Genomic DNA, 12,430 nt, shown 5'->3' with positions numbered 1-12,430 from the left:
CGCCCCCGCCATGCTGGCGGCCGCGACCGGCTCGGGCGGCCTCGTCGGCTTCGTCCTCGGCCTCTTCGGCGGCGGTGGCTCGATCCTGGCGGTCCCGCTCCTCGTCTACGTCGTCGGCATCGCCTCGCCGCACGTGGCGATCGGAACCAGCGCGGTCGCGGTCGCCGCCAGCGCGCTCGGCAATCTCGTGCCCCATGCAAGGGCCGGCCGGGTGAAGTGGCGCTGCGCCACCGTCTTCTCGATCGCCGGCGTCGCCGGTTCGCTGGCCGGCGCGGCGGCGGCCAAGGCGGTCGACGGCGAACGACTCCTCGCCCTCTTCGGCCTCGTCATGATCGGCGTCGGCCTCGCCATGATGCGCCGCCGCGGCACGGCGGGCGATGCCGCCGTCCGGCTGACCCGGGAGAGCGCGTCCCGTCTCCTGCCGATGCTCGCCGCCATCGGGTTCGCGGTCGGCCTCTTTTCCGGCTTCTTCGGGATCGGCGGCGGCTTCCTGATCGTGCCCGGCCTCATGCTGGCGACGGGCATGCCGCTCGCCTACGCCATCGGCACCTCGCTCGTCGGCGTGGCGGCCTTCGGTGCGGCGACGGCCGGCAGCTACGCCCTGTCCGGGCTCGTCGACTGGCCCGTCGCCGCCCTCTTCGTCGTCGGCGGCCTCGTCGGCGGCTGGGCCGGGTCCGCGCTCGGCGCGCGCCTCGCCACCGCCAAGCAGGCGCTCGGCCTCGCCTTTGCCGGCCTCGTCGTCGCGGTCGGCCTCTTCATCGTCGCCAAGGGGTTCGGCGCGCTCGTCGCCTGATCCCGCATCCCGAACCCACGGACCCATCGCCAGGAGATCCGACATGTCGTCCCCGACACAAGCCCGCCTCGCCGGCACACCCGTCGTCACCGGCTTCTTCGACAAGCGCACGTTCAGCGTCCAGTACGTCGTCGCCGACCCGGAGACGCGCGCCTGCGCCGTCATCGACCCCGTTCTCGACTTCGACCCGAAGTCCGGCGCGACCGCCACGACCTCCGCCGACGAGATCCTCGCCTTCATCGAGCGCGAGGGCCTCCGCCTCGAATGGATCCTCGACACCCATCCGCATGCCGACCACTTCTCGGCGGCCGGCTACCTGCACGACCGCACGGGCGCCCCGACGGCGATCGGCGAGAAGGTGCGCGGGGTCCAGACGCTCTGGCAGGGCCTCTACCATATCGAGGGCTGCTGCCCCACGGACGGCTCGCAGTGGAGCCGCCTGTTCGCGGACGGCGAGCGCTTTTCGATCGGGGGGCTCGAGGCCGAGATCCTGTTCACGCCGGGCCATACGCTGGCTTCGATCGCCTACCGGATCGGCGACGCCGTCTTCGTCCACGACACGCTGTTCATGCCGGACGGCGGCACGGCACGCGCCGATTTCCCCGGCGGCAGCGCAGCGGCGCTCTGGGACAGCATCCAGCGCATCCTCGCCCTGCCGGGCGACACGCGCGTCTTCACCGGCCACGACTACCAGCCGGGCGGGCGCGAGCCGGCCTGGGAATCCACGGTCGACGAGCAGCGCCGCACGAACATCCACCTCGTGAAGGCGCCGACGCGGGAGGCCTTCGTCGGCCTGCGCGAGGCGCGCGACGCCGAACTCGCCATGCCGAACCTCATCCTTCATTCGCTTCAGGTGAACATCCGCGGCGGCCGCCTGCCGGAGCCCGAAAGCAACGGCCGGCGCTACCTGAAGATTCCGCTCGACGCGCTCGACGGCGCGGCCTGGTGAACGACAAGGTGCGAACGAGAAGGAGAGACCGATGACCATACGCAGCGCAAGGGACGTCGTTGCGCAGGCCCGCGCCGGGGTGACGATCCTCACGGCCGAGGACGCCGCGGCCGAGGTCGGCGCCCCCGGCACCGTGTTCGTGGACGTGCGCGAGGCGGCCGAGCTGACGCGATCGGGGACGGTCGCGGGCGCCGTCCACGTCCCGCGCGGCCTTCTCGAGTTCCAGGCCGACCCGGCGAGCCCGACTCACGAGGCGCGGCTCGATCCCGCCAAGCGGATCGTCCTGTTCTGCGCATCGGGCGCTCGCTCGGCGCTGGCGGCCAGGACCCTGCAGGACATGGGCTATGCCGACGTCGCCTCGGTCGAGGGCGGCTTTTCCGCGCTGGAGAAGGCGGGAGCGGCGACCACCACGACCTGACGGCCCGCATCGTCGAGCCGGCCCCTTTGGGGACATCTGCCGGCTGTCGAAGGGCCGCAAGGCGGATGTCCGAAAGCGGTTCGGCATGGATCAAGCGTCGGGACAGGACCGAATGCCAAGTTTGCGGCCCGCGCGCCCCGCAATGGCACCAGCCGACGCGAAGAGCCCTGCGAACACCAATTGAGGTCGAGTTCCATGATCTGGCGTTATGCGGTCGTCGTTCCCCTGCTGATAACCGCATGGCCTGTCCTGGCGCAGGACGATCGGTCCCTTTCCGGCGCGGAGATCGCCCAGATCATTGCGGGGAACACGGTTCAGGGAACGATGGCGTCCGGTGGCCCTTACCGCGAGTTCTATCTTCCCGACGGCACCTTGCGCGGCTCGAACTACGATGGTCGCTGGAGCGTGGTCGCCGATACGCTCTGCTTCAGCTACGACCCGAAGGCCGAAGCGCAATGCTGGGGAGCCAGGATCTCGCGGTCGGGCGAGATTTCCTGGATGAAGGACGACATCGTCGATGGGACCGGCGTCGTCCAGCCCGGCAATCCCGGCAACTTCTGACGCCGAGGTCGATCGGCGCGACCGGCTGTCAGGCGACCTTGTCCGCGCGAGCCTGATCCTTGGCCGCGATGAGCTCGGACATCTGGGAGACCGGCAGCGGGCGGCTGTAGAAGTAGCCCTGCACCTGCTGACACCCTTCCTGACGCAGGAAATGCGCTTGTTCGGCGGTTTCCACGCCTTCAGCGGTCGTCACCATCTTGAGGCTCTGTCCAAGACCGATCACGGACCGCACGATCGCATTCGATTTCTCGACCGTCAGATCGGCGATGAAGGACTTGTCGATCTTGATCTTGTCGAACGGCAAGGAGTTGAGATAGCCGAGCGAGGAATAGCCGGTTCCGAAGTCGTCCATGGCGATCCGCACGCCGAGGGCCTTCAATCGGGCGAGAATGTCGCGGGCGGCGACGCCGTCGTGAAGGAGGGCGCCTTCCGTGATCTCCAGTTCGAGCCGGGCCGGAGGAAGGCCGGTCTCCTCCAGGATGTCCGCGACCACGGCCACGAGGTCCCGGTGCTTGAACTGCATCGGCGACAGATTGACGGCGATCATCAGGCCCGGCCATTGCGCAGCCTGGCCGCAGGCGGTGCGCAGGACCCATTCGCCGATGGGAAGGATCAGGCCCGTTTCCTCCGCCAGCGGGATGAAGTCGCCAGGCGAGACCAGTCCGCGATCCGGATGGCGCCAGCGGACCAGCGCCTCGGCGCCGATGATGCGATCGTCCTCCAGCGAAACCAGCGGCTGATAGTGGACCTCGAACTGCTGGCAGGCCAACGCCTGCTTCAGGTCCTGTTCCAGCGACCGGCGCGCCTGCCGCTCCATTCCCATGAAGGGTTCGAAGACCCGCGCCACGCCACGGCCGGCGTCCTTGGAATTGTAAAGGGCGATGTCGGCATTCTTCAGGATGCGGTTCGGTGCGTCGCTGTCATCGTCGCCGCAGGCGATGCCGACGCTGGCGCCGAGAAACGTCTCGCGGCCTTCGACGATGAAGGCAGTGCTGAGATGCGCGATGATCTTGCGGGCCAGAGCGAGCGCATCGAGCGGCTGGTTCAGCCCGCATTGGACGATGGCGAATTCGTCACCGCCGAGGCGTGCCGCGACGTCGCCATTCCCGATGCACGCCCGCAGACGCTCGGCCACTTCCGCCAGCACCGTATCGCCGGCGGCGTGTCCGAACGTGTCGTTGATATCCTTGAAATGGTCGAGATCGATGGAAAGGACGGCCAGGCGGACATGCCCGAGACGATCCTGCTCGAACGCGTCCTGAAGGCGCGTCTGGAACTGGACCCTGTTCGGCAGTCCGGTCAGGGCATCGTGCAGGGAAAGATGGATCGCCCGCGCCTGCGCTTCGATCTCGCGGGTGATGTCGGTCGCGGTGCCGCGATAGCCGATCCAGGCCTCGTTCTCGTCATGCACTGCTCGCGCCGAAAGCCGCGCGATACGCGGACGCCCTGCGGCGTCCTGGTAGGTACAGCGCAACTCCCGGATCGCCGAGACGGCGCCTTCGGAAGCCGTCCGGAACAGCGCGTCGCTGCCATCCTCCGTGTGGAAAACAATGTTCAAAGGGGCGCCGATGACATCCGCGTCGTTCAAGCCCGTGACCTCGGTGAAACGAGCGGAGACGAATGTGAGCCGCATGTCGCGGTCGCATTCCCATATCCAGTCCGAGGACGCCTCGGCGATGTCGCGGAAGCGGGCTTCGCTCCGCCGGAGCGTGTCGGCATAGCCATCGATCGTCAGAGCCGCCGCCTGCAGCTTTCCATTCGAGCGCCGGAACGAACGCAGCGCCAGGAAGCTCAGGATGCCGAAGACGACGAAGATCCCGATCATGACGGGCATGACCGCCTGCAGGCTCTCGCTGCCGGGACGCTCCGGAATCCACGTCACTTTGCCGATGATGTCTCCCGAAGGCGACCGAAGGGCAAGGGACGCGCCAAGATCGCCTTCGTCGCCTCTGACGAGGCGAAATCGGTTCAGCAGGTAATCGCTGCCGATCCTGGCCAGCAGCCGGGCGTCAATTCTCTTGGAAAAGACCAGAACGGAAGGAGACGAAGCCGCGCCCCTCGTTGCCTGCTCCGCTCCAGCCTCCATCGCTCCGACGGCGACGAGCAGGACGTCGTCATCGGAACGCAGCAGGCCGACCGCGGGATGGGTCTGAGAGGCCGCTTGCTTCACGAGTTGCCGCAACCCCTCGGAAACGACGGCGAAGGCGTCGACCGAAACGTTCTTGCCATCGATCATCGCGTAGCGCGTGACCAACTCCGGCGAGACGACGAACGCCATCTCGTATCCGAGGCTCGAGAAGATGTTCGGGCCGAAGATCGATGCTGCCGAGAACGCCTCTCCGCCCGAGCTTTCCCTGAGATAGGCTCGAACATCCGACCGTTCGGTGTAATCCTTCAGATTGCGAGCGATTTCCCTCTGCTTCACGGCCAAGGCGGTTTCGGCAAGCTTCGTGGAGGCTGCGAGAGCGCGACGATCCTGATCGCGCGCATTGAACAGCACCAGGGCGACGACCAGCATCCCGACCGTCAGAAGCATCGCGACGAGCGCGGCGATCACGCGTCGGTTCGGTCCCTTCCCGAGGAACTCGCTAGCTGATTGGCGCATGCGACTGAACATCTCCAAACGTCGGATGTCACAATCGCACCACCTCCTGAATTAATCGTGACCAAAATGATCGTTAAATTTTATAGGGGGATCTAAGGGTTGTCCATGAATGCAACGTTAATATGAACGGGTACGGCGTTGCTGAAGATTGAATGGTCGTTATTTGTAACATGGGAAAATATCCGTGAATTCTGAATCGACGGCGTGTTTCATGGGCGTCGCGGGATGGCAATCGGGAACCAGGTCGAGACGGGCGCTTCCACAGCTGCCGGCCTTTCCATTCGTCCCGAGCCCGGTCCATGCGGGCAGGCCGATCCCACCGCCGGGGGCTCCGAACCTTCCCAACCGCCCAACACCAGATTTCTGGTGGCGTTTGCCCTTGGGCTGGCTTGAAGCGCGAACAAGTCCCAAGGGTTCGGCTCCATCCTCTCTCGGAGCCATCCGATGCGATGGCCTAGCGCCGCCGACTCGTCGAGCGGGCGGCGCGGCGTGGGCTGGCCGGGCGTTCGATCGTCCGGCTCCGAGCTTCGCGTGGGTCGGCCCGAGGAGCGGACCTCAGGCCGCGGCGGCGATGGACTTGCCGAGCAGCTCGACGATCTCGCCGATCTGCTCCCGCTCGATGATGAGCGGCGGGGAAAGGGCGATGATGTCGCCGGTGACGCGGATGAGAAGGCCCTTCTCGAAGCAGTCGACGAACACATCGTAGGCGCGTGCGCCGGGGGCGCCGTCCCGCGAGGCCAGCTCGATGCCGGCGATGAGGCCGATCGTGCGGATGTCGGTGACGTGCGGCAGACCCTTCAGCGAATGGATCGCCGCGTCCCACTCCGCCTGGATCTCCGCCGGGCGGGCGAACAGGCCTTCGCTCGCGTAGATGTCGAGCGTCGCGATGCCGGCCGCGCAGGCCGCCGGGTGGCCGGAATAGGTGTAGCCGTGGAAGAGTTCGATGGCGCCTTCCGGCCCCTGCATCAGCGCGTCGTGCACCTTGCGGCTGGCGAACACCGCGCCCATCGGCAACGCCCCGTTGGTGAGGCCCTTGGCGGTGGTGACGAGGTCGGGAACGACGCCGAAGAAGTCGGTCGCGAAGGGCGCGCCGAGGCGACCGAAGCCGGTGATCACCTCATCGAAGATGAGAAGAATGCCGTGCTTGTCGCAGATCGCGCGCAGGCGCTCGAGATAGCCCCTGGGCGGGGGCAGGACGCCGGTCGAGCCGGCGACGGGCTCGACGATGCAGGCCGCGATCGTCTCCGCGCCGTGAAGGGCGACGAGGCGCTCTAGATCGTCGGCGAGCTCGGCGCCGTGCTCGGGCTGGCCCTTCACGTAGCCGTTGCGCACGGGGTCGAACGTGTGACGCAGGTGGTCGGTGCCGGGGAGCTGCGGGAAGACGCGGCGGTTGTTGACGAGGCCGCCGACCGAGATGCCGCCGAAGCCCACGCCATGATAGCCGCGCTCGCGGCCGATCAGGCGCTGCCGCGTGCCCTGGCCGATGGCCCGCTGATAGGCGATGGCGATCTTCAGCGCCGTGTCGACGGACTCCGAGCCCGAGCCGGTGAAGAAGACGCGGTCGAGCTTGCCGCCCTCCGGGCCGGGCGCGATCTTGGCCAGGCGCTCGGCGAAGTCGAAGGCGATCGTGTGGCCCATCTGGAAGGAAGGGGCGTAGTCGAGCGTGGTGAGCTGGCGCTCGACGGCCTCGGCGATCTGGCGGCGACCATGGCCTGCGTTCACGCACCAGAGGCCGGCGGTTCCGTCGAGGACCTTGCGGCCGTCGTCGCTCGTGTAATGCATGCCCTCGGCCGCCACGAGAAGGCGCGGCGCCTTCTTGAACTGGCGGTTGGCGGTAAACGGCATCCAGTAGCTGTCGAGCGCGGGCGAGTTCGGCGTGGCGTGGACGTTCATCGGGAATCTCCTGGGCGTTGGCGACAGGAAGCGCTCGATCCCCGCCGCGAACAAGTCCTTTTCTGCCGGCCCGCAACCCCTTGACCCGTCTAGGTCTCGGTTGCGAGGTGTTGCGGATATCGAACGGGAGAAACACGTCAAATGAGCGAAGCGGTGGCGGTGGATGTCGGCGGGCGGCTTCGGCACCTGCGGATCGCGCGGGGCCTGTCGCAGCGCCAGCTCGCCAAACGGGCCGGCGTCACGAACTCGACGATTTCGCTGATCGAGGCCAACGCGACGAACCCCTCCGTCGGCGCGCTGAAGCGCATTCTCGACGGCATTCCGATCGGGCTCGCGGAGTTCTTCGCCTTCGAGCCGGAGCGGCCGAGGCAGGTGTTCTATCAAGCGGAGGAGCTGGTCGAGATCGGCAAGGGGACGATCTCCTATCGCCAGGTCGGGGAGACCATGTTCGGGCGCGCGCTCCAGATCCTGAAGGAATGCTACCAGCCGGGCGCCGACACGGGGAAGGTGCCGCTGTCCCACGAGGGCGAGGAGGGAGGCGTGATCCTGTCCGGCCGGCTGGAGGTGACTGTTGACGACGAGCGCCGAATCCTCGGACCCGGCGACGCCTATTATTTCGAGAGCCGCCGGCCGCACCGGTTCCGCTGCGTCGGCCCGAACCCGTGCGAGGTCGTCAGTGCCTGCACGCCGCCGAGCTTCTGAGGTCTCGGGCGACCGCCGACCTTCACCGAGGCGCCGTGCGTCAGCCGTCAGCAGCCCGGCCTCGGGCGCTGCCTCGGATCTATTTCGAGACCAAGCCGCCGACCCGCTTCATCCCGCTCGGGCCCATCGGCCGGGCGGAAGAGGTCGCGGCGCTCGCCTCCGACGAAGCGCCCTTTATATGCGGGGCGCTGGTGGAGATCACGAGCGCGCGGGCGGTGGCCTGAGCGCGAGCGGAAGGACCAAGGGCTTGAGACTGGGATTTGTCGGCGCAGGGGCGATCACCGAGGCCATCGTGACGGGCCTCCTGCGCGAGGGCGCGCGGGAGACGGACATTCTCCTCTCCCCAAGGGGCGCGGATGTCGCGGGGCGCCTTGCGAACCGCCATCCGGGCGCGGTTCGGATCGCGGCCGACAATCAGGCGGTGCTCGACGGTTGCGACATGGTCTTCGTCGCGGTGCGGCCGCAGATCGTCCGCGAGGTGCTGGCGGCGCTGCGGTTCAAGGACACGCATGTCGTCGTCAGCCTCGTCGCCATGCTGTCGCTGGACGAGCTGGCGCCTCTGGTCGCGCCGGCCGCGCGCGTTCTGCGCGCGATCCCGCTGCCCGCCGCCGCCGAGGGCCGCTCGCCGACCGCCCTCATGCCGCCGGACCCGACCGTCGCGGCGCTGTTCGGGCGCGTCGGAACGGTGACGGAGGTGTCGGACCCGGCCGCCTTCGACGCGCTGGCCGCGGCCTCCGGCATCATGGCCGCGCATTTCTCGATGGCGGCGGCGGTCGCCGGCTGGCTTACGGAGCAAGGCCTGCCGCAGGACGCGGCGAGAGATTATGTCGGCCGGATTCTCTCGGGGCTCGCGCGAACGGCCGAGGCCTCGCCAGCAACCGATTTCGCGGGCCTCGCCAGGGAGCACACGACGCCGGGCGGGCTGAACGAGCAGCTGGAGCGCCAACTTGGCGACAGCGGCGCGTTCGAGGCGATGCGCGCCGGCCTCGACGGGCTCCATCGCAGAATCCGCGAAGGCGGGTAGCGCACGAGGCGGCGGGCTCCCCGCGAGCCGACCCGCCTTTCGCAAGCGCCTTTCGAAATTCGGCGCGCCGTCCCCTATAATGAGAGCTGGGACCGGCTCTCGATAGGCAGGAAAATGGACATTATCCGCAACGGCGCGACGCCCTCCACCAAGGGGCCGTCGGACTGGTTCACCGGACAGGTGCGCGTCGACCCCCTGTTTGCCGCCAACGAGGCGCGGCGCGGGGCGGCGGCGAGCGTGACCTTCGAGCCGGGCGCGCGCACCGCCTGGCACACGCATCCGCGCGGCCAGACCCTGATCGTCACGGCCGGGCTCGGCCGCGCGCAGCGCGAGGGCGGGCCGATCGAGGAAATCCGGCCGGGCGACGTCGTCTGGTTCGAGCCGGGCGAGCGGCACTGGCACGGCGCCGCGCCGAACGCCGCCATGACCCATATCGCCATTCAGGAACACGAGGACGGCAAGGTCGTGGACTGGATGGAGCCGGTCTCCGACGCGGATTACCGGGGCGAGTGAGGCCCCACGGTCAGGGATCGGCGGCGGGGTCGGGGCCGATCAGGTCCCAGCGATTGCCGTAGAGATCGCGGAACACGGCCACGAACCCATAGGGCTCGCGGCGCGGCGCTTCCTCGAAGACGACGCCCTTGGCTTGAAAGGCGGCGTGATCGCGCGGGAAATCGTCGGTGTGGGGAAACAGGAAGACCCGGCCGCCGGCCTGGTCTCCGACCTGCGCGCGCTGGCGCGCATCCGCCGCCCGCGCGAGAAGCAGCCCGCCCGCCGGCGAACCCTTGGGGCGGACCACGACCCAGCGCTTGTCCGGCGAAAGCTCGCGGTCTTCCACGCATTCGAAGCCGAGCGCGCCCTCGAAGAAGCGGCGCGCCTCGTCGTAATCGCGCACGAGCAGCGCTGTCAGCGCGAGGGTCGCCATGATCCGTCTCCCTCCGGCCGGGCCGGACCGGCCGGACTCTCAGCTTCGTAGCGCCTCGGCGGGCGACTGGCGATAGGCCAGCGCCGCCGGGATCAGCGTCACCAGGCCGACGATCAGAAGCAGCCAGCCGAGCGTCGCGGCGTCCGAAGGCTTGAGCTCCACGGGAAGCGTGATGCCGCCCGCGCCCCCGGCGATGCGGGCGAGAAGCCGCGCGGCGGCGTAGCCGATCGCGAACCCGCCGAGGACGCCGGCGCCGACCATCGCGAAAATCTCGGCCCAGACGATGGCGAAGACGGCCGAGCGCGGGGCGCCGAAGGCGCGAAGCGCGCCGATCTGGCGCCGCCGCTGGAGGACATGGACGATCACCACGAAGAGGATCGCCGCGCCGACCAGCGCCTGCGCCCCTGCGCTGATGGCGGAGAGAACCGTGCGCGCATCGCCGAGCGTGCCGTAGAGCCGCGTCAGGACCTCGGCCGGAAACACCGCGAGGCTCCCTTCGCGCCGGTAGTCCTGGCGCAGCTTGTAGGCGTCGGCGATGCTGCGCGGCTTCACCACGATCGCCGGCACGCCCGGCGCGTCGGCGCGGTCGAGCGCCTGCGGGTCCACCGGCCGGTCGAGATCCACCGCGCGCGGCATGGCGCGCTCGCCGGGCTCGACATAGGCGGCCATGGCGGCGAAGCCGCCGCCGGCCGACGCGGGCGCCGGTTTCGCCTCGTCGGCAGGGGGCGCCTCATCGGCATGACCCGCCTCGTCGGCATGCGGTTCGGCCTCGCCCTCGTGCTCGCCGTCTTCGTGCGGCGCGTGGCCATGGGCGCGCCAGACGGCCTCGATCGGCACGAGAATGGCCTTGTCCCAGGCGGTTCCTGTCGGCTTCATGCGCCCGACCACCTCGTAGGCGATGCCCGCATGGACATGCCCGCCGTCCGACAGGCGGCCGTGCAGCGGCTTGAAATGCGCGCCGATCGGGCGCGCGACGGCCGAGCCGACTACCGCGTCCCGCAGCCGCTCGAAGCCGCGCCCCTCGGCAAGTCCTCCGAGCCCGGCCACGACGTCCCCGGTCGTGCCGACCACCGGATCGTCGCCGACGAAATCGCCGAAGCCGACCGGGGCGGCATAGGCGACGCGCGGATCGGCGCGCAGGGCCGCCAGCGTGCGGCCGGGCAGAAGCGGGAGGGGCGCGGCCTGGAGGAAGATGGAGGAGAGAACGAGCTGCGTTTCGCTGCCGGGCGCGCCGACCACGAGGTCGAAGGCGGCGGCCGCTCGGGCGCTGCCGAGCCGGATCGCCCGTTCGCCGAGCGTCACCGCGACGCCGAGCGCGGTCGCGAGCGCGATCAGGAGGATGACGGCGAGAACGCCCGCCCAATGCCGGCGGAGGTCCGCCCAGATGAAACCGAGCATGGGATCAGCGCTCCGGCGCGAGGCGGCCATTGCCGAGCCGCAAGACGCGGTTCATGCGGCCGGTGAGATGCGGGTCGTGCGTGGCGACGATCAGGGTGAGGCCGGTGTCTGCGGCGAGTTCCAGAAGAAGGTCGCCGACGGCCGCGCCGGCCTCGGCGTCGAGGCTCGCGGTCGGCTCGTCGGCGATCAGGATGCCGGGCCGCCCGGCCAGCGCGCGGGCGATGGCGACCCGCTGCATCTGCCCGCGCGACAGGGTCTCGACGCGCTGCGCATGGCGGGTGATGCCGAAGCGGGTCAGCAGCCGCTCGCCCTCGGCGCGCGCCTCGGCCAGCGGCAGGGCGCACGACAGGCGGTGCGGCAGGAGCACGTTGTCGAGAACGGTGAGGCCCGGGAAGAGGTGGAAATCCTGCATGACGAGGCCGATCGACGCCGCGCGCCAGCGGTCGCGCCGGGCCTCGCCCAGTGTCGCGAGGTCCGTCTCGCCCCAGCGCACCGCGCCCTGGCGCACCCGCTCCAGGCCACTCACGGCGTTGATGAAGGTCGTCTTGCCGGAACCCGACGCTCCCGTCAGCGCGACGCGCGCGCCGGCCTCGAGGTCGAGCGCGGGAATGGCGAGGGCAGGGGCGTCGAGGCCGGGAAAGCGGATGTCGAGATCGCGGATGGACAGGGCCGGCATCTCGCTCACACCGTCCGAAAGCTGGCGTCGACGATGCGCACGAGGCTGACGAAGCCGGTTTCGGGATCGGTCCAGGAGCCGATCTCGAAGCGCCCAGACACCTCGATCACCTTGTTGGCCTGCTCGAAGGTCTGCGCTTCCCTCAAGTAGACCACGACGATATTGGCCGGCCAGTCGGCGTCCGAGGAGCAGAAGGGGCAGAGCGACATCGGAATTTCGGTGAGCACGAAGAACTTCGCCTCGGCCTTCAGGGGCGGGGCCATGAAGCCCCGCATCTCGACGCTTTGGCCGGTAAGCGCCTTGGCCTTGTCGGAAAAGGACAGGCCGAGCACGCTGATCTTGCCGTAGAGATCGTCGAAACCGATCCGCTCGATCGCGGCCAAGGCTTGGCGCGGGGCGAGCGCGAGGGCGGCGAGGGCGGCGAGACCCGAGACGATCACATGCCGGCGGTTCGGTTCGACGCGTGCCATGGGCGACCTTCCTCGA

At 69.1% G+C, this 12,430-nt stretch carries 14 protein-coding genes; 8 read left to right on the top strand and 6 right to left on the bottom strand.

The window, feature by feature from the left end:
• The first annotated feature begins 10 nt into the window (after positions 1–10).
• The 4 genes from B146_RS0119405 to B146_RS0119390 all read left to right on the top strand — a co-directional run bounded on the left by B146_RS0119405 (position 11) and on the right by B146_RS0119390 (position 2,721).
• Positions 11–793 carry a sulfite exporter TauE/SafE family protein gene (locus B146_RS0119405; protein ID WP_040408805.1) on the top strand — a complete coding sequence of 261 codons (783 nt, stop codon included), beginning with the start codon at positions 11–13 and terminating at the stop codon, positions 791–793.
• 43 nt (positions 794–836) lie between these two features.
• Positions 837–1,742 carry an MBL fold metallo-hydrolase gene (locus tag B146_RS0119400; protein ID WP_019998142.1) on the top strand — a complete coding sequence of 302 codons (906 nt, stop codon included), beginning with the start codon at positions 837–839 and terminating at the stop codon, positions 1,740–1,742.
• Positions 1,743–1,773: 31 nt separating this feature from the next.
• Entirely contained in the window at positions 1,774–2,160 is a 387-nt protein-coding gene (locus tag B146_RS0119395; protein ID WP_019998141.1) for a rhodanese-like domain-containing protein, read from the top strand.
• A 195-nt stretch (positions 2,161–2,355) separates the two neighbouring features.
• Positions 2,356–2,721, top strand: a complete 366-nt coding sequence (locus tag B146_RS0119390) for a hypothetical protein (RefSeq protein WP_019998140.1) — start codon at positions 2,356–2,358, stop codon at positions 2,719–2,721.
• A gap of 28 nt (positions 2,722–2,749) precedes the next feature.
• Here B146_RS0119390 and B146_RS0119385 read toward each other — a convergent pair whose 3' ends face one another.
• Together B146_RS0119385 and B146_RS0119380 are read right to left on the bottom strand one after the other, a co-directional pair.
• Positions 2,750–5,278 carry a bifunctional diguanylate cyclase/phosphodiesterase gene (locus B146_RS0119385; protein ID WP_019998139.1) on the bottom strand — a complete coding sequence of 843 codons (2,529 nt, stop codon included), beginning with the start codon at positions 5,276–5,278 and terminating at the stop codon, positions 2,750–2,752.
• 603 nt (positions 5,279–5,881) lie between these two features.
• Positions 5,882–7,219: an omega-aminotransferase AptA gene (locus tag B146_RS0119380; protein ID WP_019998138.1), complete on the bottom strand. Its 1,338-nt coding sequence runs from the start codon at positions 7,217–7,219 to the stop codon at positions 5,882–5,884.
• 153 nt (positions 7,220–7,372) lie between these two features.
• Between B146_RS0119380 and B146_RS0119375 the strand changes: the two genes are divergently transcribed.
• The 4 genes from B146_RS0119375 to B146_RS0119355 all read left to right on the top strand — a co-directional run bounded on the left by B146_RS0119375 (position 7,373) and on the right by B146_RS0119355 (position 9,458).
• The gene (locus B146_RS0119375) at positions 7,373–7,921 is read left to right on the top strand and encodes a cupin domain-containing protein (RefSeq protein WP_026358764.1); all 549 of its coding nucleotides are present in this window, start codon (positions 7,373–7,375) and stop codon (positions 7,919–7,921) included.
• Positions 7,922–7,956: 35 nt separating this feature from the next.
• On the top strand, positions 7,957–8,145 hold the full coding sequence (locus B146_RS29925) for a hypothetical protein (protein WP_019998136.1): 189 nt from the start codon (positions 7,957–7,959) through the stop codon (positions 8,143–8,145).
• Positions 8,146–8,168: 23 nt separating this feature from the next.
• On the top strand, positions 8,169–8,945 hold the full coding sequence (locus tag B146_RS0119360; RefSeq protein WP_019998135.1) for a pyrroline-5-carboxylate reductase: 777 nt from the start codon (positions 8,169–8,171) through the stop codon (positions 8,943–8,945).
• Positions 8,946–9,059: 114 nt separating this feature from the next.
• Positions 9,060–9,458: a (R)-mandelonitrile lyase gene (locus B146_RS0119355; RefSeq protein WP_019998134.1), complete on the top strand. Its 399-nt coding sequence runs from the start codon at positions 9,060–9,062 to the stop codon at positions 9,456–9,458.
• Positions 9,459–9,468: 10 nt separating this feature from the next.
• Here B146_RS0119355 and B146_RS0119350 read toward each other — a convergent pair whose 3' ends face one another.
• Genes B146_RS0119350 through B146_RS0119335 form a run of 4 tightly spaced genes read right to left on the bottom strand, consistent with a single transcriptional unit; the run spans position 9,469 to position 12,414 of the window.
• Positions 9,469–9,870 (bottom strand): VOC family protein, encoded by a 402-nt coding sequence (locus B146_RS0119350; protein ID WP_019998133.1) that lies wholly within the window; start codon positions 9,868–9,870, stop codon positions 9,469–9,471.
• 39 nt (positions 9,871–9,909) lie between these two features.
• Positions 9,910–11,268, bottom strand: coding sequence for an ABC transporter permease (locus B146_RS0119345; protein WP_019998132.1), 1,359 nt, complete (start codon positions 11,266–11,268; stop codon positions 9,910–9,912).
• A 4-nt stretch (positions 11,269–11,272) separates the two neighbouring features.
• The gene (locus B146_RS0119340; protein WP_019998131.1) at positions 11,273–11,944 is read right to left on the bottom strand and encodes an ABC transporter ATP-binding protein; all 672 of its coding nucleotides are present in this window, start codon (positions 11,942–11,944) and stop codon (positions 11,273–11,275) included.
• Positions 11,945–11,949: 5 nt separating this feature from the next.
• Positions 11,950–12,414: a hypothetical protein gene (locus tag B146_RS0119335; protein WP_019998130.1), complete on the bottom strand. Its 465-nt coding sequence runs from the start codon at positions 12,412–12,414 to the stop codon at positions 11,950–11,952.
• Positions 12,415–12,430 lie beyond the last annotated feature (16 nt).

The sequence above is a fragment of the Aureimonas ureilytica DSM 18598 = NBRC 106430 genome, assembly GCF_000382705.1.
GTDB lineage: Bacteria > Pseudomonadota > Alphaproteobacteria > Rhizobiales > Rhizobiaceae > Aureimonas > Aureimonas ureilytica.
The sequence above is the reverse complement of the archived record's forward strand: the minus strand, read 5'-3'. Positions and strand labels throughout refer to the sequence as shown.